This window comes from Chryseobacterium ureilyticum (assembly GCF_900156735.1).
In the GTDB taxonomy this organism is placed as follows: domain Bacteria; phylum Bacteroidota; class Bacteroidia; order Flavobacteriales; family Weeksellaceae; genus Chryseobacterium; species Chryseobacterium ureilyticum.
In genome coordinates this window covers 893,556-919,813 of the sequence record NZ_FTOL01000001.1, presented here as the reverse complement: position 1 = coordinate 919,813, position 26,258 = coordinate 893,556, and the positions used below count along the sequence as shown (strand labels likewise).

At 35.3% G+C, this 26,258-nt stretch carries 27 protein-coding genes and 1 tRNA gene; 14 read left to right on the top strand and 14 right to left on the bottom strand.

All coding sequences use genetic code 11. The features are described 5' to 3' along the window. Nucleotides 1-38: 38 nt before the first annotated feature. Nucleotides 39-111: transfer RNA gene (locus BW983_RS03855), tRNA-Met, on the bottom strand. A 101-nt stretch (nucleotides 112-212) separates the two neighbouring features. On the opposite strand from BW983_RS03855, the gene BW983_RS03850 reads away from it, so the two are divergent. The 6 genes from BW983_RS03850 to BW983_RS03825 are packed head-to-tail and all read left to right on the top strand — an operon-like array spanning nucleotide 213 to nucleotide 5,407. Next, on the top strand, nucleotides 213-824 hold the full coding sequence (locus BW983_RS03850) for an L-threonylcarbamoyladenylate synthase (protein WP_065393245.1): 612 nt from the start codon (nucleotides 213-215) through the stop codon (nucleotides 822-824). Between the two features lie 16 nt (nucleotides 825-840). Next, complete coding sequence (locus tag BW983_RS03845) at nucleotides 841-1,551, top strand: CPBP family intramembrane glutamic endopeptidase (protein WP_139329217.1); 711 nt, start codon at nucleotides 841-843, stop codon at nucleotides 1,549-1,551. Nucleotides 1,552-1,555: 4 nt separating this feature from the next. After that, nucleotides 1,556-2,314, top strand: a complete 759-nt coding sequence (gene yaaA / locus BW983_RS03840) for a peroxide stress protein YaaA (protein WP_076550837.1) — start codon at nucleotides 1,556-1,558, stop codon at nucleotides 2,312-2,314. Then, on the top strand, nucleotides 2,315-4,156 hold the full coding sequence (locus BW983_RS03835) for a hypothetical protein (RefSeq protein WP_076550050.1): 1,842 nt from the start codon (nucleotides 2,315-2,317) through the stop codon (nucleotides 4,154-4,156). A 5-nt stretch (nucleotides 4,157-4,161) separates the two neighbouring features. Further along, nucleotides 4,162-5,019, top strand: coding sequence for a peptide chain release factor N(5)-glutamine methyltransferase (prmC, locus tag BW983_RS03830; protein ID WP_076550048.1), 858 nt, complete (start codon nucleotides 4,162-4,164; stop codon nucleotides 5,017-5,019). A gap of 31 nt (nucleotides 5,020-5,050) precedes the next feature. Continuing rightward, nucleotides 5,051-5,407: a DUF4180 domain-containing protein gene (locus BW983_RS03825; protein ID WP_076550046.1), complete on the top strand. Its 357-nt coding sequence runs from the start codon at nucleotides 5,051-5,053 to the stop codon at nucleotides 5,405-5,407. A 112-nt stretch (nucleotides 5,408-5,519) separates the two neighbouring features. Here the strand turns inward: BW983_RS03825 and BW983_RS03820 are convergent, their stop codons facing one another. The 7 genes from BW983_RS03820 to BW983_RS03790 all read right to left on the bottom strand — a co-directional run bounded on the left by BW983_RS03820 (nucleotide 5,520) and on the right by BW983_RS03790 (nucleotide 14,282). Continuing rightward, a complete protein-coding gene (locus tag BW983_RS03820) occupies nucleotides 5,520-6,491 on the bottom strand; it encodes an NAD-dependent epimerase/dehydratase family protein (RefSeq protein WP_076550045.1) in 972 nt (323 codons plus the stop codon). Continuing rightward, entirely contained in the window at nucleotides 6,488-7,273 is a 786-nt protein-coding gene (locus BW983_RS03815; protein WP_076550043.1) for an SDR family NAD(P)-dependent oxidoreductase, read from the bottom strand. The genes BW983_RS03820 and BW983_RS03815 overlap by 4 nt, the downstream gene beginning before the upstream one ends. Nucleotides 7,274-7,421: 148 nt before the next feature. Then, on the bottom strand, nucleotides 7,422-8,507 hold the full coding sequence (locus BW983_RS03810; RefSeq protein ID WP_076550042.1) for a helix-turn-helix domain-containing protein: 1,086 nt from the start codon (nucleotides 8,505-8,507) through the stop codon (nucleotides 7,422-7,424). Between the two features lie 31 nt (nucleotides 8,508-8,538). Further along, nucleotides 8,539-9,180 carry a rhomboid family intramembrane serine protease gene (locus tag BW983_RS03805; RefSeq protein ID WP_065393237.1) on the bottom strand — a complete coding sequence of 214 codons (642 nt, stop codon included), beginning with the start codon at nucleotides 9,178-9,180 and terminating at the stop codon, nucleotides 8,539-8,541. Between the two features lie 15 nt (nucleotides 9,181-9,195). Then, nucleotides 9,196-11,793, bottom strand: a complete 2,598-nt coding sequence (locus BW983_RS03800) for a DNA gyrase/topoisomerase IV subunit A (protein WP_076550039.1) — start codon at nucleotides 11,791-11,793, stop codon at nucleotides 9,196-9,198. A 6-nt stretch (nucleotides 11,794-11,799) separates the two neighbouring features. Continuing rightward, nucleotides 11,800-12,276, bottom strand: coding sequence for a hypothetical protein (locus tag BW983_RS03795; RefSeq protein ID WP_076550038.1), 477 nt, complete (start codon nucleotides 12,274-12,276; stop codon nucleotides 11,800-11,802). A gap of 119 nt (nucleotides 12,277-12,395) precedes the next feature. Beyond that, a complete protein-coding gene (locus BW983_RS03790) occupies nucleotides 12,396-14,282 on the bottom strand; it encodes a DNA topoisomerase IV subunit B (protein ID WP_076550036.1) in 1,887 nt (628 codons plus the stop codon). Nucleotides 14,283-14,704: 422 nt separating this feature from the next. Here BW983_RS03790 and BW983_RS03780 point away from each other — a divergent pair, with 422 nt between their 5' ends. The 4 genes from BW983_RS03780 to BW983_RS03770 all read left to right on the top strand — a co-directional run bounded on the left by BW983_RS03780 (nucleotide 14,705) and on the right by BW983_RS03770 (nucleotide 16,652). Then, on the top strand, nucleotides 14,705-15,856 hold the full coding sequence (locus BW983_RS03780) for a methionine aminotransferase (RefSeq protein ID WP_076550033.1): 1,152 nt from the start codon (nucleotides 14,705-14,707) through the stop codon (nucleotides 15,854-15,856). 162 nt (nucleotides 15,857-16,018) lie between these two features. Next, nucleotides 16,019-16,189, top strand: coding sequence for a bacteriocin (locus BW983_RS23815; protein WP_123862070.1), 171 nt, complete (start codon nucleotides 16,019-16,021; stop codon nucleotides 16,187-16,189). Between the two features lie 37 nt (nucleotides 16,190-16,226). Next, entirely contained in the window at nucleotides 16,227-16,421 is a 195-nt protein-coding gene (locus tag BW983_RS03775; RefSeq protein ID WP_076550031.1) for a hypothetical protein, read from the top strand. A 27-nt stretch (nucleotides 16,422-16,448) separates the two neighbouring features. Beyond that, nucleotides 16,449-16,652: a hypothetical protein gene (locus BW983_RS03770; protein ID WP_167369956.1), complete on the top strand. Its 204-nt coding sequence runs from the start codon at nucleotides 16,449-16,451 to the stop codon at nucleotides 16,650-16,652. A gap of 68 nt (nucleotides 16,653-16,720) precedes the next feature. Here BW983_RS03770 and BW983_RS03765 read toward each other — a convergent pair whose 3' ends face one another. Both BW983_RS03765 and BW983_RS03760 read right to left on the bottom strand, forming a co-directional pair. Further along, nucleotides 16,721-17,485: an SDR family NAD(P)-dependent oxidoreductase gene (locus BW983_RS03765; protein ID WP_076550028.1), complete on the bottom strand. Its 765-nt coding sequence runs from the start codon at nucleotides 17,483-17,485 to the stop codon at nucleotides 16,721-16,723. An 86-nt stretch (nucleotides 17,486-17,571) separates the two neighbouring features. Then, a complete protein-coding gene (locus BW983_RS03760) occupies nucleotides 17,572-18,510 on the bottom strand; it encodes a helix-turn-helix domain-containing protein (protein WP_076550026.1) in 939 nt (312 codons plus the stop codon). Between the two features lie 699 nt (nucleotides 18,511-19,209). Between BW983_RS03760 and BW983_RS03755 the strand changes: the two genes are divergently transcribed. From BW983_RS03755 to BW983_RS23965, 4 genes are read left to right on the top strand one after another with little or no spacing between them, the layout of a single operon-like run. After that, nucleotides 19,210-19,422, top strand: coding sequence for a hypothetical protein (locus tag BW983_RS03755; RefSeq protein WP_076550025.1), 213 nt, complete (start codon nucleotides 19,210-19,212; stop codon nucleotides 19,420-19,422). Nucleotides 19,423-19,443: 21 nt separating this feature from the next. Further along, complete coding sequence (locus BW983_RS23810; protein ID WP_139329216.1) at nucleotides 19,444-19,635, top strand: hypothetical protein; 192 nt, start codon at nucleotides 19,444-19,446, stop codon at nucleotides 19,633-19,635. A gap of 33 nt (nucleotides 19,636-19,668) precedes the next feature. Beyond that, nucleotides 19,669-19,842 (top strand): bacteriocin, encoded by a 174-nt coding sequence (locus tag BW983_RS23805; RefSeq protein WP_123862069.1) that lies wholly within the window; start codon nucleotides 19,669-19,671, stop codon nucleotides 19,840-19,842. Between the two features lie 49 nt (nucleotides 19,843-19,891). Further along, nucleotides 19,892-20,068 carry a hypothetical protein gene (locus BW983_RS23965; RefSeq protein WP_167369955.1) on the top strand — a complete coding sequence of 59 codons (177 nt, stop codon included), beginning with the start codon at nucleotides 19,892-19,894 and terminating at the stop codon, nucleotides 20,066-20,068. A gap of 136 nt (nucleotides 20,069-20,204) precedes the next feature. Here the strand turns inward: BW983_RS23965 and ychF are convergent, their stop codons facing one another. From ychF to typA, 4 genes are all read right to left on the bottom strand, one after another. After that, on the bottom strand, nucleotides 20,205-21,296 hold the full coding sequence (ychF, locus tag BW983_RS03745; RefSeq protein ID WP_076550022.1) for a redox-regulated ATPase YchF: 1,092 nt from the start codon (nucleotides 21,294-21,296) through the stop codon (nucleotides 20,205-20,207). A 182-nt stretch (nucleotides 21,297-21,478) separates the two neighbouring features. Further along, nucleotides 21,479-22,030, bottom strand: a complete 552-nt coding sequence (locus tag BW983_RS03740) for a ferritin (protein WP_076550020.1) — start codon at nucleotides 22,028-22,030, stop codon at nucleotides 21,479-21,481. Nucleotides 22,031-22,664: 634 nt separating this feature from the next. Further along, the gene (locus BW983_RS03735; protein WP_076550019.1) at nucleotides 22,665-24,275 is read right to left on the bottom strand and encodes a glycoside hydrolase family 10-like protein; all 1,611 of its coding nucleotides are present in this window, start codon (nucleotides 24,273-24,275) and stop codon (nucleotides 22,665-22,667) included. Between the two features lie 140 nt (nucleotides 24,276-24,415). After that, nucleotides 24,416-26,221 carry a translational GTPase TypA gene (typA, locus tag BW983_RS03730; RefSeq protein WP_065393220.1) on the bottom strand — a complete coding sequence of 602 codons (1,806 nt, stop codon included), beginning with the start codon at nucleotides 26,219-26,221 and terminating at the stop codon, nucleotides 24,416-24,418. Nucleotides 26,222-26,258: the final 37 nt, after the last annotated feature.

Sequence of the window (26,258 nt, the reverse complement as noted above, 5' to 3'; positions counted from 1 at the left end):
TGTATTTTTAGAGTGCTTACCGAAAGCACTTAACTTAGTAGCGGGAACCGGACTCGAACCGATGACCTTCGGGTTATGAGCCCGACGAGCTACCTACTGCTCCATCCCGCGATATTGGATTGCAAAGGTACGAATATTTTCTACAAATCCTAATTTTTCTTTTAAATAAAGGACTTTTATGAAAACTATTTTATTATTTGTATCTTTGTTTTATGGCAAAGATATTAAAAATTTATCCGGACAACCCTCAGGAAAATCTTGTGAATGAGGTTATTAAAACATTAAACAATGGTGGATTGATTATCTATCCTTCAGATACAATTTATGCCTTAGGCTGTAATATTTTTGATATAAAAGCCATGGAAAAACTGGCTCAGCTTAAAAAATTAAAGCTTGAAAAGTCAAAATTCTCAATAATCTGTAATGATTTGAGTCACCTTTCCGACTTTACAAGACCTATTGACACTTCTGTTTTCAGGTTTCTGAAAAGTCACCTTCCCGGACCGTTCACGTTTATCCTTGAGGCAAACAAAAGTTTACCCTTAGCTTATAAAGGACATAAAACAATTGGTATTCGTGTTCCTGATCACCCAATTCCACAGCTTATTGTTGAAAAACTGGGACACCCAATCGCTTCAACATCCATCAGGGATGATGATGAAATTATTGAATATTCTACCGATCCAGAACTTATTGCTGAAAAATATGATCATCTGGTAGATATTGTGATTGATTCAGGGTATGGAGATAATGTAGCTTCTACCATTGTAGATCTTACTTCAGGAGAGCCGGAAATCATTCGTCAGGGAAAAGGAACGATTTAATTTAAGCAATTAAACTTTGAAGGATATTAGTCTTAGTGGAAAATATTCCATAGGGATTCTGCTCACGTTTGTTATACTGATAGAGCTGATGCTTTATGCTTTTTCAGTTATTAATATAGTTACAGGAATAAAAGCTATTACTTCTTACACTTTTTTTCTAAGCAGGATCGCAATATGGAGTGCTTTACTCATTATATTTCTGTACAATTTCTTTATTGAAAGGAAACCGTTTCTACTGAAGGAAGAAAAGAAGTATTCTTTAAGTTTCTATATCAGAGCTGTTCTGATTTTATATTTTATCTGTACCATTGGAGGAGTGATTCTCAATGCTGTATTTATGTATTTAATTCAGGAAAAGCCCAGTGAGAAGCTTTTTGAACTTACATCAATTTTTAAAAACAATTATTTTTTAATTATTTTTACGTGCATAACGGCTGGTGCTGTAGAGGAACTTTTGATGCGCGGATACATTCAGCCTAGAGTTGAAAAAATATACAACAGCCCTGTTACAGGTATATTGATTTCCGCAATTCTGTTTGGAATTTTGCACAGCACTTACGGAACCGTAGGACAGGTTATCATTCCTTTCTTTATAGGGCTCGTTTTTGCTATATTTTATAAATTATATTCAAATATTAAAATTCTGATCATCTGTCATTTTATGATTGATTTTGTATCGATGATGATTATGAACTTTATTGATATTAAACACTTATCTGTATTTTAACACTATGAAAATTATTACATCACCTGCCAAATTAATGAATGTAGAAAATTCAACGGAACTATTGAAATCTACGAGCCCTAAATTCATTGAAGAAGCAGCTTTTATACAATCTTACTTAAAAGAAAAATCTCCAAAATATCTTTCCGAATTAATGGAAATATCGCCTAAACTGGCGGATGAGAACTGGGAAAGAAACCAAAAATGGAAATCAAAACCTACCGCAAAAGAGTCTGCACCTGCTATGTTTGCATTTACAGGAGAAGTATATAGAGGTCTGGATGCTAAAACGCTGGATAAAGATGCAGTAGATTATCTGCAAAAAAACTACAGAATGCTATCCGGATTATACGGATTATTAAAGCCATCAGATAAAGTAATGCTTTACAGATTGGAAATGGGACGTCCTTTTGCATTTGAGCAATACAAAAATCTTTATGAATTCTGGAGAGAAAAAATAACGGAACAATTGAATTCTGAAATGAAAAAAGGAGAAATCCTACTTCACCTTGCCAGCAATGAATATGGAAAAGTAATCGATAGAAAAAAACTGAATCATACAGTGGTAGATTTTGATTTCTATGAATTAAAAGACGGAAAATTAAAAACCATTGTTGTTTATACAAAACATGCAAGAGGACTTGTGGTGAGATTCTGTGCAGAAACCAACGCTCAAACTCTCAACGATGTAAAAGCTTTTAATTATGAAGGTTACAGAATCAATGAAGAAAAATCTACTGATACAAGATTAGTTTTTACAAGATAAATGAATAATTCAGAGATCCGAAATACTGTATTTCCAAAAGCAATCCAACTTGTTTTCTCAATAAGTTTTGTGATCAGTTGTGCCCAAGAGAAAACAACTTCATTAAACGGATCTCTTGATAATCATACTTTTAACAGTCAATATAACGATTCAATAAACTTTGTAGCAAAAAATATTTTTTCTGTTACAAAGTTTAAAAAAGCAGAACAAAAAGACCGTAATTCCATAAATAAAGACGGGCTTTCCTACCTTCAGGAATCTTATACAGAATATCTTCCGGATGGCAGAAAACTGTATCGAAAATATCATTACGATGACAACTCTGTTATAGAAAAATTTCATTATAAAAATGATCTTCTCGTTCTTAAAGAATCTGGTGATCATAGTACAAACAGCTATAACTGGCTTTTCTATAATAAGGAGAATCATCTTCAGGAAGAAATAGATTATAAAATAGATGATAAGAAATCATTTATCTATGAAGGATATACAAAGTACAACTATTCTTCGGAGGCAAAAAAGACAATAGTAAAAATCATTGATTACAGCTACGATTCTTTAGCCAATCCTGAAGAGGAATATACTTTTGAATTTCCTTTTCTTACCAAAAAGACACCTTTATACCAATCAAAAATTCACCGTTACAAGTGGATGAATGGTTCTTATAAACCTGTTGACATTAAAGACTATGTTATTAAAAACAGGGACGTGACTTTCAGCTACGATAAAAAGGGCTATCTTCTTTCGGAAATCTGGTTTGCTAATCATCATTCTTTGGAAAATAAAACAGAATATTATTATTCTAACGATTATCTGGAACGTATTGAACAGCAATACCATATGCTTGGAACAGAAAAATCTACCAAGACGACCAGAAGGTATGATGATCATGATAATATTATTTTTGAACAAAGCATAGAATATACAGGAAATCCTTTATCCATAGAATCTTTTGATTATGTTTATGATCAACAGGGAAACTGGATCTCCAAGAAGTATTACAGACAGGATTCTAACCAAGGAGTCTATGATAAAAAGAAACTTATTGATTATGAATATCGTGAGATAAAATATTACGATTCGAATTCTAAGCCAAGAAGTTTTACACTCCCTGAATTCCCAAAAGATGCAGACCACATCAGAACGAATATTCCTAAGGTATCCAACGAAAAGCAGAGTAAAATAGATGCTTTCCAGGAAGCCGTAGAAACCGGAAACTTTGATGCTGAAATTACAGTAAAGAAGGCAAAGACCCTTGAAGAATTCACTCCAAAATTCTGGACTTTAAAAGATAAAGCGTTTGGAAATCTGGACAACAGTCCTGAAGAGGAAGCCGTTTGTGTTTATGAAACGCCAATGGAGGGTGAGCTGGGATTTGCTCAAAGTTTAGCCATTTATAAAAAAGAGGGGGAAACCTGGGTATTGTGGCACCAATCCACGAATCCTATTCTTTCTACCGAACACGGCGGGATGATGGGAAATCCTTATGAAGGCATCAGTATAAAAAACAAAACCATTATCGTTGACCATTTCGGAGGAAGCCGTCAGAAATGGCATTACACCCACAGGTACAGATTTCAAAACAACAATTGGCACCTGATTGGAGCATCTATCAATTTTGGTGCACCATGTGATTATTTCCAGTCATTGGATTATAATATTTCTACAGGTGATGCTATATTTGAATATTCATCTGAAGATTGTGATCAAAATAATACAGTGAAAGAAAGAAGCTGGAAAGAAAAAATTAATAAAAAAATCACTCCTCCTTTAATGGACAGTTTTCAGGTAGGAGAAAATTCAATTGAATTAAAAAGTAAGAAAACAGAAATGTTTTATTAAATACAATGACGATAGCAGAGCTAAAAAAAAACTTCTCAACACATCTTTCGGAAGTATATACCGAATCAGAAAATGCATTTATCTTTCAGAGGTTTGCGGAACATATCTTAGGGTTAAATAATATTCAGCAACGCCGGTCGGCAGATGAGGAAATTTCTTCAGAGAATGAGGAAAAGTTCAATCAGATTATTTCAGAATTAAAAACAGGAAAGCCTTATTTACAGATTTTGGGTGAAACAGAATTTTACGGAATGAAGTTCTTCGTTGATGAAAATGTTCTAATTCCTCGCCCTGAAACGGAAGAACTCCTTGAAATAGCCATCCGTGAAATTAAGAAGTTACAAGCTTTAAAAGCGACTAATGACACTTTAAAAATTTTGGATATCGGAACAGGAAGCGGTGTGATTCCCTTAGTTTTAAAGAAGTACTTTCCTAATGCTGACGTTTCTTCAATCGATTTTTCTGAAAAAGCATTGAAAACAGCCCAAAGAAATGCAGAATATCATCAGCTAGAAATAAAATTCATTCATGCTGATTATCTTAATTTTGAACTGACTGATCATTATGATGTTATCATTTCCAATCCGCCCTATATCGGAATTGAAGAAGAAATTGAAATTGCAGATTCCGTAAAAGAATTTGAACCTAAAATGGCACTCTTCTCTCCTACTTCTGATTCTTTGATCTTTTACAGAAAAATTGCAGAAGATTCCAGGAACCACTTACATGATAATGGACTTTTGTTTTTGGAAATCAATCAAAAATTAGGACCTGAAACGTTAGAATTATATCATTATTTCTCTGATTCACAGTTATTAAAAGACTTATCTGAAAACGACAGGTTTATTTTTGGAAGGAAATAAGTAATTTTATCTCCTAATATATACTAAACTCATGACCATCAAATCACACAACATCAACGACATTAAAATTGCAGAAGTCATTGCCGATGAAATATTAATTCAGTCTGCACAGGATGGGCTGGATCTCATGGGAAATATTTATTATCAGGGATTTGATAAAGTAATTTTATACGAGAAAAATATCACACCGGATTTCTTTGACCTAAAAACGAAGATTGCAGGAGAAATTCTGCAAAAGTTCTCCAATTACCGTATCGGACTGGCTGTTGTGGGTGATTTCAGTAAATATGAAAGTAAAAGCATGAAGGATTTTATCTTTGAAAGTAATAAAACCGGGCATGTTTCCTTTGTAGAGACAATAGAAAAAGCAGTAGAAAGTTTTCGTTAGTCAGAATACATAATAAGATGACTAATATTTTGCCACGAATTCACGAATGATTTTATTCTATGCTCCTATGTGGTTTAAATATATCTAAATCACATAGAAACATAGGCTTTTATTAATACATTTCTTTGCTTTTAAAATATTCTATAGCATCTTTTACAGCATTATCAACCGGTTGATATTGAACATCCAGCTCTTCTAATGATTTACGGCTTGAATAGTAATTATGAATCTGAAGCGCTTTCATATTTGCAGTACTCAGATTTGTTCTGATTTTCATCTTTCTTAGCTCATCGCCTACTTTACCTAGAATACTCAAAAATATATTAGGAATAGGAATCTTTATCGGTTTTTGATTGGTAACCCTGTTGATTATTCTAAAAAAATCAATGTAGCTCAGGTTTTCATTAGCTAAAAGATACTTTTCACCATTCTTTCCTTTTTCCAGAGCATTAACGACACCATTCGCAACATCTTCAACATGAACAAAATTTTTACCTCCCTTTGGATAAAAGATCAGTTTTTTCTTCCATACCCAAAAAATTAATTTGCCGGAACTGGGTTTACTATCATGTGCACCAATCATAAATGTCGGATTCAGAATAATCACTTCTGTATTGTTAGCATTTCGCAAAAGATAGTTTTCAGCTTCCAGTTTACTTTGAGCATACCATGATTGTGTAAAAGGATACTTTTGCCTTTTCTCTTCACTTCCGGGATCCGCTTTACTTCCAAATCCTAATGTATTTGCAGAGCTGATAAACAAAAACTTTTTCACCTCACATTTTTGTGCCTGATTGAATAAATCTACGGTCCATTCATAATTTACTTTCCTGTATTCATTATAAGTGAGCAGATTCATGCGTGTTTCCGCAGCAATATGGATCACAAAATCTACATTTTTAAGGTATTGGGAAAGATCTGAAGAAAGATTGGCTTCCACCCATTTCAGGTTCTCATTTTCTTCACCCAAATACTTGCTTTCCTTACGCACCAAAGCAATAACAGAATAACCATTTTTTAATAATTTAATGATGACATTGGTTCCCAGAAGTCCTGTGGCTCCGGTTACAACTACTTCTTTCATGCTTCAATTTCTCTTTTTATTGCCTGGGTCATCAGTGGAAGCTTTATCCATATCGGAAGTATTTTCATCACCAGCCAGCTTATTGGATTCACCATAATTACGGAATCTTTCTTAAATAATTGATTAACGCATCGTGCTGCCACTTTATCAGGATTCAAAAGGGTTAATCTGCCTAAGAAACCTTGTTTTTCGATTCTTTTGCAGACATCTGTATTCGTTTTCATTGCTCCAGGATTCACAACGCTTACAAAGACATTCGTATTTTTCAACTCTTCATGCAGCCCTCTTGAAAATGAATGAATAAAAGTTTTGGAGGCAGGATACACTGTTTTAAAACCCACAGGAGAAAAAGCTGCCATACTTGAAACATTTAAAATATAAGCTTTGGGTTGCTTTAACAGATTCGGTAAAAGCTGATGGGTAATCAATGAAGTTGCGGTTACATTCACCTGTAAAATAGTATTGATATAGTCTGAAGTTGCTTCGGTAAATTTTTTAGTTCCGCCCAGACCTACATTGTTGATCAGAATATGAATATTAAAGTTGGTATTAAGCCACTCTGTAAGCTTCATTACATTGTCATGTACAGAAAGATCCACTTCGTAGTAATGAGACTTTATATGATAGTTTTCTTCAAGTTCACAGGAGAGTTCTTTAAGATTCTGATCGGGAAGACTTATTACAATCACATTAATATTTTTCCGCGCCAGATGTTCAGCAAATGCTTTTCCTAAGCCCTGGCTGGCTCCAGTAACTACAGCATATGATTCTTTGGTATCCATAAGATTAAATTTTACGGTACAAAGCTATCGTAGAAAGATGCTTTTAATGTTCCGTATTATCTGAACGAACTCATTTTCCTACAAATGAAAATACATTGAAAATCAAACATTTAAATGTATAAAAAAGTAGTAATTTATAAATCAGAACTTATTTTTTGAATTCGGAAGGAGTTTGTCCGGTCAGTTTTTTGAAAGTTGTGTTGAAAGATGTTTTAGAATTGAAACCAGATTCGTAAGCAATCCCAAGGATGGATAATTTGCTGTCTTTTCTTAAAAGTATTTTGGCATATTCTACCCTGAACTCGTTGATGTATTGGAAAAAGTTCTTCCCAAAACCTGTATTAATGACATAAGATAAATGATGGGTAGAAACAGATAAAAGCTCTGCCAGCTTAATAAGATTCAGTTCACTGTCCAGATAAGGTTTCTCTGTTATCATGACTGTTTCCAGCTGTGTTTTAATCCTTACTAATTCTTCATCAGGAATCAGTTTTTTCTTAACGTCTTCAGAATCCTGTTCTTCGTCGATAGAAATCAGTTCTTGTCGTTGTTTTTCTTCTAAGGGATAAATTTCTTTCTGCTTGAGTGAATAATATCCAACGCAATAAATAACCAGTAAAAAAACAGCATTAATGAAGAAATTCAGAGATTTAGGATCGTAAAAAAGATTATAAATGACATAGATAATATTTACAGCAAGAAGTACCAGAATGATATATTCCAGCCAGTTGAGATTAATTCCTTCCGTATTGGAAGAGAACTGTTGAATTTTCTTCTGATGTTTTCTGATGGTAATGTAAGAAAGTCCTGTATAAAATAGTGCCTGAACAAGAATAAGAATGATGCTCAAAGAATCAAAAGGGTCTTTATAGCCCAATGCCAGACCTATTAAGCATCCTAAAAATACAATAGGGAGAATTAAAAACTTAAGATCTGTTATTTTGAAGGTGAATGAAGGATTGGTATAGAATAATATACTGAAATAAAAGAATATGGGTGTAAAATACTGGATTAACTTTACCAAAAACAGGGAGTGAAATTCAACCGCGGAACCTGTAATCAGAAAAAGAACTTCATCCATCCAGAAGCTGGACCACAGAAAAAGAAAGATTCCGAAACAGAAATTGGCTTTCCTGTTTACTTTTAAGGGATTCGCAATCTTCAGTAAAGAAAGCAAGACCAATGAACCATAGATAAGTATCACGATGAAACTGTTTAACTCTGATGTGTTCATTGGTCCTGATATTTTAAATTAAAAATCGTCTTTAGCCTATTCGTTTCCTGACAAATATCTGGTAACCCAGATAGATCAGCGGAAGTGACATTACTCCCAAATATACTATATTACTCATTGCCAGCTGCGGATGCATTACGATGGAGTAAACAAGCCCGAAAAAGGCTCCTCCAAGGTGTGCTGCATGCCCCAGGTTATCCCATTGCTTCGGATTCAGCATCATGTATACGGAATATCCGAAATATAATGTTCCAAATAACCATCCCGGCAGGAAGTTTACACTGATCTCATTCGGTGCCATTGCTATGGAAGCAAAAATGATTCCTGAAACGGCTCCTGATGCTCCGATGGCAGAATACCAAGGTTGTTTTTGGTAAATCTGTAAACTGAATACGTTTCCTAAGATCATTGACCCAAAGTACACAATCAGAAACCCTATCTCTCCAAAGAAATGAATAACAACGCCCTGAAAGAAATACAAAGAAAGCATATTAAAGAACAGGTGCATGAAATCCGCATGTAAAAATGCAGAACTGATCAGTCTTATATATTCTTTACGGTTGGCAATTGCTCCGACGTTGAATTTATATTTTTCAAATAAAGCTGTATTGTTGAACCCCATGTAACTGAAGATACATGTGATGGCAATGATAATTAAAACTACAATACTCATCTGATGTTTTTTATTTTATTCTGTTTCGTTGTTTCCGTCTCCGTCGCCTTGAAATAAATCTCCTATCACTCCTCCTTCTTCATCGGTCTCTCCGGTTGGTTCCGGATCTTCATACATCTCCGGTTCTTCTTCTACAGGTTCCGGAATAGTAATATTAATGGCTTTTACCTTGAACTTTGTAAACTGGTTCCCGATTGCTTTTATTCCTTTTACGGTAATAAATTCGTCAATATTTACAGTTTCAGGATCGCGGTCTTTACCTTTATCTTTTGCAAAAATAATTTCTGCCGTTGCATCATTAGCCACAATTACATTTTCAATGAATGACTTCGGATGTTCAGATGGCATGAAGGTTTGTACATTTATCGTATTCTCCAGTAAGAATCGCTTGATAAAATAAATATCTTTCTCTCCATCATAATAGATACAGGTAATAGGCTGCTCCGGTCTCCATTTTTCCAATACCAGGTATTCGTCATCAAAACGGTTTCCAAGATCAAAAGAAACTAACTTAACTTCCCCGTTGGTATTGATGGTTAAAATTCTGTCATCTCCTTTGAAACTTCCCAATAAAGTACCTCTTGCATCTGCATTCAGTCTTCTTACGGTATCATCAAACCAGATTCTTCTTGGTGCCAGTGTAGAAACGCCTTCTTCCTTCATATCCACTTTCTTCACCGCATACTTGGTCACCAGATTTCCTTTGGAATCACGTCCTTTGATGGCAAGTTCAGAGAAGTTGATCTCCATTTTATTCTTTCTGATTCTTGGATTAGGCTTTAAAAGAACGGTAACCGTTTCTGCTTCTCCATTAGGGTTGGCTGAAAAGTATAACGTCTCTGATCCTTTTTTATCTGAAGCCAGCGGATAATCTGTATTTCTGGTTACTCCGGTTACAGAAAAACGTTTCATATAGTATGGTCCTTCTCTACCTTCACGGTAAATCATGTTATAGACCGTTCTCTTATCGTTTTTCTTCCATATGGCAACGTGAAGAATGTCTTTTCCGATAAAGGTTTTTGCTTCTACTTTTACCACCTTCATACTCCCATCTTTTCTGAAAGTAATGATATCATCAATATCAGAACAATCAAACAAATACTGGTCTTTTTTCAGGGAAGTTCCGATAAATCCTTCTTCGAAATTCGCATAGAACTTTTCATTGGCTACTGCTACTTTAGTGGCATCAATAGTATCAAATATTCTAAGCTCAGTTTTTCTTTGCTTATCTTTTCCATACTTCTTCTGAATATTTAAGTAATAATCAATAGCATATGCAATCAGATTGGCAAGGTGGTATTTTACCTGCTCTATTTTACCTTCAAGAGCGGCAATATTTTCTTTAAATTTATCTAAATCAAATCTTGAAATTCTCTTGATTCTGATTTCTGTTAATTTTAAAATATCTTCTTGCGTAACGGCTCTTAATAGATGTCCGGTGTGAGGCTTTAATCCAGCATCAATCGTTTTCAAAACATCTTCCCAGGTTTTCACCTCTTCAATGTCATGATAAATTCTGTTCTCAATGAAAATTCTTTCCAATGAGGAGAAATGCCAGCTTTCCTGAAGCTCATGAAGTTCTATCTCAAGCTCTTTTTTAAGCAACGAAACCGTATGATCCGTATTCATTTTCAGAATATCGGAAACATTCATAAACATAGGTTTATCTCCTACAATCACGCATGCATTCGGTGAAATGGTTACCTGGCAGTCTGTGAATGCGTATAAGGCATCAATTGTTTTATCAGGTGAAACATCGTTATGAATATGAATCAGAATCTCTACTTTATCTGAAGTATTATCCTCAATTTTTTTGATCTTGATCTTTCCTTTTTCATTGGCTTTCAGGATAGAATCAATAAGATCACTTGTGGTTTTGGAATATGGAAGTTCAGAGATTACCAACAAATGTTTATCCGTTTGGGTAATTTTAGCTCTGGCTCTTACTTTTCCGCCTCTGTGTCCGTCACTATATTCAGAAACATCCAGATAACCTGCCGTTAAAAAGTCAGGATATAATTCAAACTTCTTTCCCTTTAAATAGGCAACAGAAGCATTGATCAATTCATTAAAATTGTGCGGAAGTATCTTTGTGGAAAGTCCAACCCCGATTCCTTCCACTCCCTGTGCAAGAAGCAAAGGAAATTTAACCGGAAGATCAATAGGTTCGTTATTTCTTCCGTCATAGGATTTTGTCCATTCCGTAGTTTTAGGGTTAAATACTACTTCCAGGGCAAAAGGTGTCAGTCTTGCTTCAATATATCTTGCGGCAGCGGCAGAGTCTCCTGTATAGATATTTCCCCAGTTTCCCTGAGTATCAATCAGCAATTCTTTCTGTCCGATCTGTACCATGGCATCTGTAATAGAAGCGTCACCGTGGGGGTGGTATTTCATGGTATTTCCTACGATATTCGCCACCTTATTATAACGCCCGTCCTCCAGCTCGCGCATAGAGTGCATGATTCTCCTTTGTACAGGCTTCAATCCGTCATATACGGAAGGAATTGCCCTATCCAGAATTACATAGGAAGCATAATCCAGAAACCAGTCTTTATACAGACCGGAAACTTTCTTTAAGCTTTCGCCCTCATGCGAATATTCTTCTGTCGTCATTCGTTTTTAATCTTTTTTCTCTTTATTAGCTTTCACTACTTTATTCAGAGATATTTTTAAATCGTTTACTTCTTTTCTCGTCAAATAAGAAATCTGATATTTAAGCATAGTAGCTCCATTATTCTTACTTGAAACGGTAATATATAGTCTCTTTACAAAGAAAATACTGACTATGTCATACTTTCTCAGTTTATACTTTGGAAATTCATCATGTAGAGCTTTATTTAAAAAGGGAATAATATTCCTGTTTTTAAAATTCAGCGCTTCTCCATCGCTATCATATTCGAAGATCTGTCTTCCGTTAAGAAGAAAAATAGCCAGCAATAATACAGGAAGAATGATCAGTAAATAGCTTTCGTTTCCTAAGGCATTAAACCTATATTTATTGGCAAGAAATCCTAAGATTCCAAAAACAGTTATCATGATCAGCAACGTGCTTATAAAATTATAAACCGAAGCTTTATTACGATTACTTAGTCTCATTGTGATTTTGGTGTTACAAAGTGTCAAGTTAATTACTTTTTCATCCAAAATGTGTTTTTTTAAATCAATAGCTATATCGTTTTATACGAAAAGGTATTGAGTCTAAGTGCTATAGTTTTTTAATTTTCTATTTCATCAAGAATTTTCTTTTTATCAATATCAGTATCATCTTCCACTACCAGATTTTCAAGAATAAACATTTGTCTGTCCGGAGTGTTTTTCCCCATATAAAATTCCAGCAATTGTTCTATGGTCAGGTCTTTTCCTACTACTACAGGCTCCAGCCTGATATCTTTTCCGATAAAATGTTTGAACTCATCAGGTGAAATTTCTCCAAGTCCCTTAAATCGGGTAATCTCAGGGTTTTTACCTAAATCATTTAATGCTTTTACTCTTTCTGCTTCTGAATAGCAATATCTGGTTTCCTTTTTATTTCTCACCCTGAATAAAGGGGTCTGAAGAATGTAAAGGTGTCCGTTTTTAATAAGATCCGGAAAGAATTGCAGGAAAAAAGTAATCATCAATAGACGAATGTGCATTCCGTCAACATCGGCATCCGTTGCGATAATTACCTGATTATATCTAAGATCTTCCAAACTTTCTTCAATGTTCAGAGCCGCCTGAAGAAGGTTAAATTCTTCATTTTCGTAAACTACTTTCTTAGTAAGCCCATAGCAGTTCAAAGGTTTACCCTTCAATGAAAATACTGCCTGAGTTTCCACATCTCTTGATTTAGTGATTGATCCGGATGCAGAGTCTCCCTCAGTAATGAAGATCTGCGTGTCTCCTTTTCTTTCAGCCTTCTGATCATTATAATGCTGTCTGCAGTCACGAAGTTTTTTGTTGTGAAGAGAAACTTTTTTCGCTCTTTCTCTAGCCAGTTTCTGAATTCCCGAAAGTTCTTTCCTTTCTCTTTCGGAGATTAGAATCTTTCTTTGGATCGCTTCTGCAATTTCAGGATTCTTATGCAGGAAATTATCAAGCTTACTCTTTAAGAAATCAATGATAAAAGTCCTTACCGTAGGTCCATTAGGTCCCATATCGTTAGATCCCAGCTTGGTTTTAGTCTGAGATTCAAACACAGGCTCTTCAACATTGATGGAAATAGCCGCTATGATTGATTTTCTGATATCAGAAGCATCAAAACTTTTATTAAAGAATTCACGGATCGTTTTCACATAAGCTTCACGGAAGGCATTAAGATGCGTTCCTCCCTGTGTGGTATTCTGCCCGTTAACGAATGAGAAATAGGTTTCTGTCTGAGATTTGTCTGAATGGGTAATCGCCACTTCAATATCCTCCTCTTTCAAGTGGATGATCGGGTAAAGAATTTCACTTTCCAATTCTTCTTCCAACAAATCTTTAAGACCATTTTCAGAAAAATAAGTTTCTCCGTTGAAAAGAATTTTTAATCCTGGATTCAGATAAGCATAATTACGGAGCATTCTTTCGATATACTCTTTTCTGTACTTAAAATGCAGGAAGATATCTCCATCTGGAATGAAAGAAATTTCAGTTCCGTTTCTGTCTGACGTTTCTTTTTCATCAAAGCTCTCTTTGATAATCCCACGCGAAAACTCAGCTGCTTTCATCTTTCCGTCACGGAATGAACGTACACGGAAATAATCTGAAAGAGCATTTACCGCTTTGGTACCCACACCATTCAGTCCGACAGATTTTTTAAATGCTTTACTGTCGTACTTACCACCGGTATTCATTTTGGAAACAGCATCTACTACTTTCCCCAACGGAATTCCACGACCAAAGTCACGGATGGTTACTTTTCCGTCATCCAGCTTTATTTCAATTCTTTTTCCTGCTCTCATCCTGAACTCATCAATGGAGTTATCAAGGATTTCTTTAAGCAAAATGTAAATACCATCATCAGCGGAAGAACCATCACCAAGCTTCCCGATGTACATGCCGGGGCGCAAACGGATATGTTCCTGCCAATCGAGGGTTCTGATATTATCTTCTGAGTAGGTTGGATTTATTTCTTGTGACATATATGATTTCAGCAAACATACAAAAGTACGAAATTGTACAAAATTATCCGAATTTTAACGTTCATTTTTTTATCAACATTCATCGCTAAATCAGCAAGCCTACATCAAAAAAGTAGACTTAATTGAATGAAGCACAAGAAGTAATCGTCTATATGCTAATTGATTCTATTTTTATCAAAAAAAATAAAAGAAATAACAATCTTAAATTCCCCGCGCCTTTGCATTTTCAAACTATAAAATTAGCGCAGATTTTAAACCTAAAAGAGATTTCTAATCATCATAAATGTATAAATCAATGCATCTATATGGTTAAAAAAATCATATTTCACCAAATAGATTTCCCAGATGGATATACAAAAAATATTTAAATAGGATTCGTTTTAAATAATTCATTAAATTCGAGATTAATAAATTCTTCTTTTATGATACAACTTCCTTTATCGAAACTTTCCAATGTTGGGACTACTATTTTCAGTCAGATGACGCAATTAGCCAATGAAAATGAAGCTATTAATTTATCACAGGGGTTCCCTGATTTCATGCCGGATTCTGAACTGCTAAACCACGTAGGTGAGTTTATTAAAAAAGGATTTAATCAATATGCTCCGCTTGGTGGGATGATTGGTTTAAAAGAAGAGATCGCAAGGAAAATTGAAAATAGCCATCAGGCTTCTTATCATCCTGATTCTGAAATAACAGTTACAGCTGGAGGTACACAGGCTATCTTTACTGCCATTGCCACTTTCATCAAGAAAGACGATGAAGTCATCATTTTTGAACCCGCCTATGATTGCTACGAGCCTACAGTAGATCTTTTTGGAGGGATTGTAAAAAGATTCGAAATGAAAGCTCCGGATTATCAGATTGACTGGACAGCAGTAAAAAGTCTGATCAGTGATAAAACCAAAATGATTATCCTCAATAACCCGAACAATCCATCAGGAAAGATATTGAAAGAAGAAGACATTAAAGAGCTGATCGGAATCGTAAAAGGAACTTCTATTCTCATTCTGAGTGACGAAGTATATGAGAATATTGTTTTTGACGGAAAACAGCATTTAAGCATCTGCAAATATCCTGAACTTAAAGAAAGAAGTCTTCTTGTCGCTTCATTTGGAAAGCTCTTCCATGTTACCGGATGGAAAGTAGGATATTGTGCAGCTCCGAAAGCATTGATGGACGAGTTCAGAAAAGTACATCAATTCAATGTTTTCTGTGTCAATACTCCTATTCAGCTTGCCTTGGCTGAGTATATGAAAAATGATGAACATTACACTTACCTTAACCAGTTTTTTCAGGAAAAGAGAGACTTTTTAAGAAAAGGACTTTCCGGTACTTCGTTTGAATTACTGGATTGTGAAGGAACCTATTTCCAGGCTTTACAATACAGTAAGATTTCCGATAAAAGTGATTTTGATTTTGCAACGGAACTAACGATCAATCATAAGGTAGCAAGTGTTCCTTTTTCATCATTTTATAAAAACAAAGTGAATGAAAATGTAATCCGCTTGTGCTTTGCAAAAAAACAGGAAACTCTGGAAAGAGCCCTTGAAAACCTTTCAAAAGTGAAATAAACACTTAAGGCTTACTCAACGATTTTTAGTTTAATATCAGCAAACTTATTCATTTTCAAGTGTAAGTAAAGAAACTCTATACTTATATTTTTCTTCAACAAGTGATATATTGTTAAAACTTTTCATATATTCGTAATAACTAACTATTTAAAAATCAGAATCATGAAAAGTAAAACTTCCTCACAGGCAAAAAAACTGAACAAAAAAGAACTGCGCACCATCACCGGAGGTCTATTAATGTGCCTTGACGCTTCATTAAGATGCAGACAGTATCATCCAAAATGTGCTGAAGATCAATGTAAGCCAGGACAACCAGAGCAACCATGGGATTAATTCTGTTATAACTTTAACAATATTAAATAATGTTATTATGAAAAATCAAACTTTAAATAAAGGAAAAAAGCTTAATAAAAAAGAATTAAGATCAATTGCAGGAGGTATGCTGGATTGTATGCCTGCACAAAAAATTTGTCTGCCTCCTCTTGATCCATGTCCACCAAATGTTGATGAAAATGGCTGCGCAATGATCTCCCCTTCTTGCGGACAGAAAATCTGCAGACCTTAATATTTAAATTCCAAAACCATGAAAAATATGAAACTAAACAAAGGAAAAAAATTAGCAAAGTCTGAATTGAAGACGATCCACGGAGGTCTTGGTAATTATCCATGCGCTCCAAACGGTTACTGTAAATTTATAGGACCTGGCTGCCGGGAACAGAAATGCCAACTGCCAGAGCCTTTGGAACCAATAGATCCGGAAGGTCCTATTGTACTTCCGGAACCAGGAGGCTTATAATCATAAAAAGAACCAACTTTATCGAGTTGGTTCTTTTCTTTTTTTAAAATAATATTTCTGAATTCAGATTAAAGGAACATTCCGCCGGAAACTTCAATTCTTTGCCCGTTGATCCATCCCGCATCTTCTGTACATAAAAACGCTACCACTCCACCAATATCGTCCGGCAGACCGACTCTTCCCAGCGCTGTAGCACCGGCTACTACCGCATTGATATCTTTATTATCTCTTACTCTTCCGCCTCCAAAATCTGTTTCTATAGCCCCCGGAGCTACAGTATTGGCTTTAATTCTTCTTGGACCAAGCTCTTTTGCCATGTATTTTGTAAGCATCTCCACTCCTGCTTTTACAGATCCATATATTGAGGAGCCCGGTGTTGCAAATCTTGCCAATCCTGAAGAAATATTAACGATCCCACCAGCATCATTGATGAATGGCAACAACTTCTGCGTCAGAAAGAAAACTCCCTTGAAGTGAATATCCACGACATCATCCATCTGTTCTTCCGTAACATCAGTAATTGGTGCATACAAAGCTGTTCCGGCATTATTGACCAGATAATCAATATTGGGACTTCCTGTAGCAGTTTGTAAATGATCCGTAATATTCTTTACAAAGGCATCAAAACTTTTTCTTTCTTTTGTATCCAATTGAAACGCAACGGCATTTCTTCCCATACTTTTTATCTGATTCACTACTTCGTCAGCTTCTTCCTTATTGCTTCTGTACGTAATGATGATATCTAATCCTTTTTCAGCCGTTTTAAGTGCAGAATTCTTACCTAAACCACGGTTTCCACCTGTAATGAGTGCTATTTTTGTTCTTGTATCCATATTTTGTTGTTTTTAATGAGACAAAGTTGAGATATTTCAAGGGATAACAGTTTGAATAAATCAATCTGAAATTTGCAAAATTCAAATCATGAGCGAAATTCTAGGGGTGTGAATAATGTCTTCCTTTTAAAAAAGTTTGAAAAGTGAGCAATTTCCTCAAAACCTAAGGCATAAGAAATCTCAGAAACGTTCCATTGGGTTTGCTTTAAAAGGATTTTAGCTTCCTGAATGATACGGTCTCCGATGAACTCCGTAGTTGTTTTTCCTGTGCTTTCTTTCAATCTTTTATTAAGATAATTGACATGTACCGCCAATCTATCGGCATAATCCTTTGCTGTTTTAAGCTTAAGTCTTTGTTCTAAAGATTCTATGGGAAACTGTCTTTCCAATAATTCGATAAACAAAGAAACTACTCTCATTGAAGCATCGTTTGACATTGATATTTTTGTAGCTGGCTGAAGCTTTTGCCCATAATGAATCAGTTCCAATACATAGTTTCGGATCAAATCATACTTAAAAACATAATCAGAGTCTATCTCACGCTGTATTTTATTAAAAAGCATTCCTATTTCATCTGCTAGCCGATCATCAATTTCAAAGACAGGGGCCCCTCCCGGCTGAAAAATAGGCAAACCTTCAAGACTGTTATAAGATCTGTCTTTAAAAAGAAAATCCTCTGTAAATACACAAAAACTTCCGGACTGCTGTGCATCTTCGGGAATCCAGTGATAAGGCACTTTCGGAGTAGCAAATAATAAAGCGTTTTGTTTTATAGAGATTACTTTATCTGCATATTCTGCTCGGTTTTTACCCCTGATCAGGCTGATCTTGTAATATTTACGTCTGTTATAAGGCATTTCTGCCGTAGTTTTCACTCTTTCTATAGTCTGCGCAATATCAAAAACATTGAAATGCCCAATATCCTTATGAAGTCCCTTCGGAAAAATATCTTCAAGGTTTTTTCCTAGCTTAGCAGTCATTTCTCTGTAAAAATCTTCCAGTGAAGTATGAGCTATTTTTTCCATCACAGATTGTTTGTAAAATTCAAATATACAAAGTTGATTTTTAATGAAAACAAAATATTTAGGTCAGTTGTAAAAGTTGGTAATCAGAGTAAAATCTATCTTTTTTGTTGAAGAAACGGTTTGTTTTTTAATCGAAAAGTCAAAATATTCAAATGCTTTATTTTAGGAAGCTAAAAAGTGCGACTTTATCGCTGAATAAACTTCATGAATATGCATTAACTTAGAAAAAATCAAAGAAATTAAGTATAAATTAAATATTCGTGAATTCGTGGCAAAAAATAAACGTCACGAATTCACGAATAATTTTAGATAAAGCTCAGAAATCTATGCGTCTATGTGGTTCGAAATTTTAAAACCACATAGATACATAGGTTTTAAAACTATTGAGGGTGACAGACAATGCAATCGTTTTATTTCAGGAATCTAAGAAGTGCGACTTTGTAACTGAATAAGCTTGATTGATATACATTTGCTTTGAAAAAATCAATTAAATAAGGTTGTTTTCTCCTTTTCATTGCCCTAAAAACATAAAATAAGGTACCAAAATCTTTTCATTAAATTTATTGAATAAAAACAAACAATATCACCTAAATTTTAAGACTAATTCAACATTTATTTTATTTTTTTCCATAATAAGTGATATACATGTTATTATTTTTCCTACTTTAGTATTTAACTAACTTATTAAAAATCAAAAACATGAATCACAAATTTTTAACAAGCGGTAAAAGGTTAAACAAAAAACAACTGAAAACCATCCAGGGAGGAATGCTTAACTGCATGGAACCTATTCTTTGTACAGATCCACCATGTGAAATTTATCCTCCGGGAGATGTCAGAAACTGCAGCACCATTTCTATGGCTTGTGCTCAAAAAGTATGCAGACCGCAAAATCCGATAGAGGAAATTTAATAACCCATAAAAATAAATATCATGAAAAACGGAAAAAAATTAAATAAAAAAGAATTAAGATTCATTACCGGAGGATTATTAAACTGTATGGAACCGGTACTTTGCCCAATTCCGTATGAGCCGTGTGAGTCTCCATATCCAAACGGCTGCACCATTATTTCTCCTGTCTGCGGACAAAAAGAATGCAGACCGGCACCTATTATTATAGAATAATCACTCATATTCAAATCATTAAAATACAACACTATGAAAAACCAAAGATTAAACAATGGTAAAAAACTCAATAAAAAGGAGTTAAAAACCATCAAAGGAGGATTACTGATGTGTATTGATCATGAAACGGGACTTTGCAGAGAAACAGGAATACGATGCGCAGAAAGACAGTGCAGATATGTACTTGAACCGCCATTTCCATTTTAACACCTACTAAAACATTTCCATTTATTTTAACATTTTAAAACTAGAAATCATGAAAAACCAGCATTTAAACAAAGGAAAAAAGCTTGACAAAAGAGCATTAAGATCTATTACCGGAGGACTAATGAGATGCTATGATCCAATGGCAGGGCGATGTGTGGAAACAGGACCCAAATGTGCAGAAAGTATGTGCAGATTTGTATTGGAACCTACAGATCCATGGAATTAAAATAAAAATCTAAAATTACAGACTAAACACTTCCGGCATCGGGAGTGTTTTTTATTTAAGCACACAAGTTTAATCGCAAAAAACGCCCCCAAATTCATGGAAGCGCTTTTTTATAAACTAACTTTAATATTTTTTCTTATACGTTGAATCTGAAGTGCATGATGTCACCATCCTGAACTACATATTCTTTACCTTCAACAGAAAGTTTTCCGGCTTCTTTTATTTTTACTTCTGAACCGTAAGTGATATAATCGTTATACTTGATTACTTCAGCACGGATGAATCCTTTTTCAAAGTCTGTGTGGATTACTCCAGCCGCTTGAGGAGCCGTCCATCCCTGTCCGATTGTCCATGCTCTTACTTCTTTTACTCCAGCTGTGAAGTAAGTCTGAAGTTTTAAAAGATCATAAGCTTTTCTGATCAAACGGTTTACTCCCGGTTCTGTAAGACCTAATTCGTCAAGGAAAATTTCTCTTTCTTCAAAAGTCTCAAGTTCATTGATGTCAGCTTCAATCTGAGCAGCTAATACAACAACTTCAGCTCCTTCATTTTTAGCCATTTCCTCAATTTTAGCGATCCAGTCGTTTCCGTTCTTGATAGAGTTTTCATCTACATTACAAACGTAAAGTACTGGCTTATTCGTTAAAAGCTGAACTTCACTGATGATTGATTTTGTAAAATCATCTACTGCAAATTCTCTTGCATTCTTACCGTCTTCAAGGAACTTCTGTAAGTTTTGAAGTGTTTCGTAAGTAAGGATGTCTTCTTTTTTACCAGATTTGATAAATTTCTTCGCTTTTTCAACTGCTTTTCCTACTGTTTCAAGGTCTTTCAGCTGTAGCTCAATATCAATAATTTCTTTATCTCTTAACGGATCTACTGAACCTTCTACGTGAACGATATTTCCATTATCAAAACATCTTAAAACGTGGATGATTGCCTCACACTCACGGATATTAGCAAGGAATTGGTTTCCTAATCCTTCTCCTTTGCTGGCACCTTTTACAAGACCTGCAATGTCAACGATTTCAACTACTGCCGGTAAAACTCTTTCCGGTTTTACGATTTTCTCCAATTCAAACAATCTCTGATCCGGTACAGAAACCGTTCCAAGGTTCGGTTCAATAGTACAGAAAGGATAGTTTGCTGACTGAGCTTTTGCATTACTCAAACAGTTAAAAAGAGTTGATTTACCTACATTCGGCAGGCCTACAATTCCACATTTCATATTGTAAAATTCAAAGTTTAAGGTTTAGGTGTAAGTCAAAGGTTCTACAACTTAAACATTGAATACCGAACCTTGAATTACGAGTTTGCAAAGATAGTGATTTTTGGGAGAGTTTCATAATAAAAAAATCTGCCAGTTGTTCTGACAGATTTTCAAATAGTTTTATTTTTTCAATGTATATTTTACGGATTATCTCCTGTCGCATCCTGTGCTAATGGTACATTGTTCGGAGCTTCCTGTAATGTTTTATCCAAAGTGAATAAAGATTCGTCGGTTGCTCTGTCTCCGCCTGCAATTTTTAATTTATCAATAAGATTATGGGCAAGTGTTTCTTCTTCAATTTGTTCCTGTACAAACCATTGCATAAAGTTCCAGGTTGCCCAGTCTTTTTCCTCCATGGAAAGGTCTACAATTTTATAAATTGCTGTGGTATTATCCACTTCATGTTTGAAAACTCCATCAAAGCATGCCGTCAATGATTTCGGATCTGCTGGCGGTGCAGGAATGGCTTCAACTTTAGGTTTTCCGCCTCTGTTTAAAATGTATTCCATGAATTTGATGGAATGGTTTCTTTCTTCCTGAGCATGTCGGTAAAGAAAATTGGCAATCCCCTGATAGCCTTTATCATCTGCCCAAATTCCATACGATAGAAAAACGTGTGATGCATGAATCTCCTTATTCATCTGGTCACTAAGTGCTTTTTCCACATTTGCGGAAAGTCTGTTAGTATTCATAATGTTATATTTTGGTGATTATGTGAGTAGTCATGCAAAAATGGTTCCGATAAGGGTGTTATTGTGTATAAAAATAGATACCACAAAATCATATCACACTGATTATCTTTATTTTAAATTCATAATTTATAGTTATTCTAAAAAGTAGGGATGGTTTTATGGAAACTTGTTATGTACGTTTTTTTTAACACCTAGGTTTTTCAAATATGACTAGAAATAAGTCTCAAAAACTGGGGAGATAATATTATTTGTATTGATGGAATTTAGCTTAACGCAAAGTTTTTAATATCTTATATCATATTTTTAAGAATACAAAGAATGGAATCAATTTCATTGATTCTTTTTAAGCGAATTCATATCCATCAAGCTTATTCAGCGACAAAGTCACACTTCTTAGCTTCCTAAAATAAAACATTTGAATCTTCTAGCTTTGCGTTTAAAATAATCTGCTTATTCATGAATCTTAATTTTTACGATTGACCCAGAATTAGGATATAGAATGACAAAGTGTATGTAAGATTATATGTTCTTTCTGGTGACACAATCGCTCAAAAAAAAGGTTCAACTTTCGTTGAACCTTTCTGTATTTATAAAAACGATTGCATTTAAAATTATGCTATTGTGTCTAAATCTTCTATTTAATTTTCTTAGCCATATAATCACTTTCATTTCCAAGTCTGTCAATCGCCTTGATGGCTACTCCACTTAGTTTCTTTCCATCTTTAAACTTAGGAATATCTTTTGAAAGGGTGTCAAGCGTTAGAATTTCTGTATCCCAAACTCCATTATACTGTGTGAAAAGTACCCATTGGAAAACATCAGCTGCATTCTTTGTACTCCAGCTTGTCTGTACAAAACTTCCATTGTCTGTAGCAAACAAAGTAGGTGTCTGTAGCGGTACTGCTTTTATCCATGGAGACTTTGGTGTCAAAGCTTTTTCAGCGTATGGTCCATTTTTCAATGTTGGAAGCATTCCAGGATTTTTTGTAAGCCCTGCTATACTCCAGTGAATTTCTCCAGCGTCATTTTTCAGAACTTTTCTGGAGATTTCAATTTGGTTTTTAATTTCTGTAGGACGGTCAGATACTCTGATTTCAACGGTATTTAAACCAGGCCATAAGTGACGTTTCATCGTGTTTTCAGACTGCCACCAGTTTAATAAAGATTCAAAAGCCTGCCCTTTAGAGTCAATAGGCCAATATAGCTGTGGTGAGAAATAATCTACCCAGCCTTTATTCAACCATAATTTTGCATCCGCGTAAAGCTCATCATACTGTGAAGATCCTACAACTCCTGCCGGATAACCGGGTTTCCAGATTCCAAATGGGCTGATCCCGAATTTCACATTATTTTTTTCTGCATGAATTTCTTTGTAGATACGTTCTACAAATTTGTTCACATTATCTCTTCTCCAGTCTGCTCTTGACAATGTTCCGCCACTGCTTACATAAGCGTTCCACGTTGCATTATCGGGAAAGTCTGCACCTTTGTTGTATGTCGCATACGGATAGAAGTAGTCATCGAAATGAATAGCATCAATATCATATCTTTTCACAATATCCTTTACTACATTGGAAACGTGCCCCTGCGTTTTTGGATTTGCCGGATCAAACCAATACATCCCGTTCTTTAATCTTACAACAATGTCGGAAAGCTTATTAGCCATCGACAGTTTATTTACAGCACCTCCATTACTATGATGAGCACGGTAAGGGTTTAGCCAGACATGAAGTTCCAATCCTCTTTTATGAGCTTCTTCAATCCAAAACTGAAGCGGGTCATAGTTCGGGTAAGGAGCTGTTCCTGTCTCTCCTGTCAGGAAATAAGACCAAGGCTCGATATTACTTGTATATAAAGCATCTGCCGAGGGTCTGATCTGGAAAATAGCGGCATTGAAGTTATTATTTTTCAGGGTTTCCAGCATATTGATAGCTTCTGCTTTTTGCTGATCTACGGTAAGGTCATTTCTCGAAGGCCAGTTGATATTGGCTACACTTGCGATCCATGCCCCGCGGAATTCTCTTTTAATTTCCGGAAGAGTGGTTCTGAAATTGTCATCCGTAGAAGCCCCAGGCGTAGGTTTAGTACCTGTTACAGATGGCTTTGGCGGATTGGTATTATTGTTGGGTTTAGGTGTATTTTTTACAGGTGGGGTCTTTGTAACATTGTTCTGAACGGAACATGAAGTACTGTATGATGCAAACACTCCCAATAAAACGATAAGTTTTAATTTATTCATTCTCATAGTCGCAAAACTACTTTAATTTATATTTTACTATTTCGGATTTCGTCTTGAAAAAATAAACAATTTTTCCTATTCCTTAGAAAAAAAGCCCCGAAAAATTCGAGGCTTTTCTATATGATATGATTTTTGATTCGAAACGATTACGCTTTCGCAGATCTTTCCAATCTTTTTCTTTCTTCTTCTGAAAGTACTTTCTTTCTCATTCTGATAAAGTTTGGAGTTACCTCGATTGCTTCATCAGCCTGGATATATTCCATACATTCTTCCAGTGAGAATAAGATTTTCGGTGCTACACCTGTATCTTTATCTTTTCCGGAAGCTCTCATGTTGTTCAGCTGTTTTGCTTCTACGATGTTTACTACCAAGTCTCCAGGTTTGTTTTGTTCACCAATGATCATCCCTGTGTAGATTTCCTCACCCGGATCTACGAAGAACTTACCTCTATCCTGTAGTTTAGCAATTGAATATTCTGTAGCAGGACCTGTAGTTTTGCTGATCAATACTCCATTGTTTCTTCCTGGGATAGCTCCTTTGAAAGGCTTGTATTCTGTGAAACGGTGTGCCATAATAGCTTCACCTGCAGTAGCTGTCAACATCTGAGAACGTAATCCGATCAATCCTCTTGAAGGAATTTCGAATTCCATGTGCTGCATCTCTCCTTTAGTTTCCATGATGTGAAGGTCACCTTTTCTCTGAGTTGCCAAGTCGATAACTCTTGATGCATATTCTTCAGGAACATCTACTACTAAAGATTCGTAAGGCTCACAGCTTACTCCGTCAATTTCTCTTAGGATAACCTGTGGCTGTCCGATAGTCATTTCGTACCCTTCTCTTCTCATTGTTTCTATCAAAACAGATAAGTGAAGAATACCTCTACCGAATACTAGGAAAGTGTTCGCATCATCAGTCTGTTGAACTCTTAATGCTAAGTTTTTCTCTAATTCTTTAGTTAATCTTTCTTTAAGGTGGTTTGAAGTAACATATTTACCGTCTTTACCAAAGAAAGGTGAATTGTTGATAGAGAACGTCATGTTCAATGTAGGCTCATCAATTGCAGTTCTTTCCAATGGTTCAGGGTTTTCAAGATCTACGAATGAATCACCGATCTGGAATGCATCGAAACCTACTACAGCACAGATATCACCTGCCTGTACTTCAGTCACTTTCTTCTTTCCTAAACCTTCGAAAACGTAAAGTTCTTTTACTTTACCTTTCAAAACTTTACCGTCTGCCTGTGCAAGACCAATCCACTGAGATTCTTTGATCTCTCCTCTTGTTACTTTTCCGATAGCAATTCTTCCTAAGAAAGAAGAGAAATCAAGAGAAGTAATCTGCATCTGAAGGTTACCTTCAGTTACTTTCGGAGCTGGTACGTGTTCCAGAATACCATCTAATAATGGTAAAATGTCTTCAGTCTGCTCTAATGAAGTGTTGAACCAACCTTGCTTAGAAGAACCGTAGAATGTTGGGAAATCTAACTGCTCTTCAGTAGCTTCAAGGTTGAAGAATAAATCAAATACCTGGTCGTGAACTTCGTCCGGACGACAGTTTGGTTTATCCACTTTATTGATAACCACTAATGGTCTCAACCCTAATTCTAAAGCTTTCTGAAGTACGAATCTTGTCTGTGGCATTGGTCCTTCGAACGCATCCACTAACAAAATAACCCCATCAGCCATTTTTAATACTCTTTCTACTTCTCCACCGAAATCGGCGTGACCAGGAGTATCGATTACGTTAATTTTTGTGTCTTTATAGGTAACAGAAATATTCTTGGATAAGATGGTGATCCCTCTTTCTCTTTCAAGATCATTGTTATCCATAATTAATTCTCCACTCTCCTGATTTTCTCTGAAAATGTTAGTTGCGTGGATGATCTTGTCAACCAAAGTCGTCTTCCCGTGGTCAACGTGTGCGATAATCGCAATATTTCTAATGTTTTGCATATAGGATTTTTACGGGTGCAAAAATAGTGATTTTAAA

Coding starts and splice junctions, on each gene's coding strand:
- BW983_RS03850 (WP_065393245.1), top strand. CDS start 213: ATGGCAAAGATATTAAAAATTTATCCGGACAACCCTCAGGAAAATCTT.
- yaaA (WP_076550837.1), top strand. CDS start 1,556: ATGAAAATTATTACATCACCTGCCAAATTAATGAATGTAGAAAATTCA.
- BW983_RS03835 (WP_076550050.1), top strand. CDS start 2,315: ATGAATAATTCAGAGATCCGAAATACTGTATTTCCAAAAGCAATCCAA.
- prmC (WP_076550048.1), top strand. CDS start 4,162: ATGACGATAGCAGAGCTAAAAAAAAACTTCTCAACACATCTTTCGGAA.
- BW983_RS03825 (WP_076550046.1), top strand. CDS start 5,051: ATGACCATCAAATCACACAACATCAACGACATTAAAATTGCAGAAGTC.
- BW983_RS03820 (WP_076550045.1), bottom strand. CDS start 6,491: ATGAAAGAAGTAGTTGTAACCGGAGCCACAGGACTTCTGGGAACCAAT.
- BW983_RS03815 (WP_076550043.1), bottom strand. CDS start 7,273: ATGGATACCAAAGAATCATATGCTGTAGTTACTGGAGCCAGCCAGGGC.
- BW983_RS03810 (WP_076550042.1), bottom strand. CDS start 8,507: ATGAACACATCAGAGTTAAACAGTTTCATCGTGATACTTATCTATGGT.
- BW983_RS03805 (WP_065393237.1), bottom strand. CDS start 9,180: ATGAGTATTGTAGTTTTAATTATCATTGCCATCACATGTATCTTCAGT.
- BW983_RS03800 (WP_076550039.1), bottom strand. CDS start 11,793: ATGACGACAGAAGAATATTCGCATGAGGGCGAAAGCTTAAAGAAAGTT.
- BW983_RS03795 (WP_076550038.1), bottom strand. CDS start 12,276: ATGAGACTAAGTAATCGTAATAAAGCTTCGGTTTATAATTTTATAAGC.
- BW983_RS03790 (WP_076550036.1), bottom strand. CDS start 14,282: ATGTCACAAGAAATAAATCCAACCTACTCAGAAGATAATATCAGAACC.
- BW983_RS03780 (WP_076550033.1), top strand. CDS start 14,705: ATGATACAACTTCCTTTATCGAAACTTTCCAATGTTGGGACTACTATT.
- BW983_RS23815 (WP_123862070.1), top strand. CDS start 16,019: ATGAAAAGTAAAACTTCCTCACAGGCAAAAAAACTGAACAAAAAAGAA.
- BW983_RS03775 (WP_076550031.1), top strand. CDS start 16,227: ATGAAAAATCAAACTTTAAATAAAGGAAAAAAGCTTAATAAAAAAGAA.
- BW983_RS03770 (WP_167369956.1), top strand. CDS start 16,449: ATGAAACTAAACAAAGGAAAAAAATTAGCAAAGTCTGAATTGAAGACG.
- BW983_RS03765 (WP_076550028.1), bottom strand. CDS start 17,485: ATGGATACAAGAACAAAAATAGCACTCATTACAGGTGGAAACCGTGGT.
- BW983_RS03760 (WP_076550026.1), bottom strand. CDS start 18,510: ATGGAAAAAATAGCTCATACTTCACTGGAAGATTTTTACAGAGAAATG.
- BW983_RS03755 (WP_076550025.1), top strand. CDS start 19,210: ATGAATCACAAATTTTTAACAAGCGGTAAAAGGTTAAACAAAAAACAA.
- BW983_RS23810 (WP_139329216.1), top strand. CDS start 19,444: ATGAAAAACGGAAAAAAATTAAATAAAAAAGAATTAAGATTCATTACC.
- BW983_RS23805 (WP_123862069.1), top strand. CDS start 19,669: ATGAAAAACCAAAGATTAAACAATGGTAAAAAACTCAATAAAAAGGAG.
- BW983_RS23965 (WP_167369955.1), top strand. CDS start 19,892: ATGAAAAACCAGCATTTAAACAAAGGAAAAAAGCTTGACAAAAGAGCA.
- ychF (WP_076550022.1), bottom strand. CDS start 21,296: ATGAAATGTGGAATTGTAGGCCTGCCGAATGTAGGTAAATCAACTCTT.
- BW983_RS03740 (WP_076550020.1), bottom strand. CDS start 22,030: ATGAATACTAACAGACTTTCCGCAAATGTGGAAAAAGCACTTAGTGAC.
- BW983_RS03735 (WP_076550019.1), bottom strand. CDS start 24,275: ATGAGAATGAATAAATTAAAACTTATCGTTTTATTGGGAGTGTTTGCA.
- typA (WP_065393220.1), bottom strand. CDS start 26,221: ATGCAAAACATTAGAAATATTGCGATTATCGCACACGTTGACCACGGG.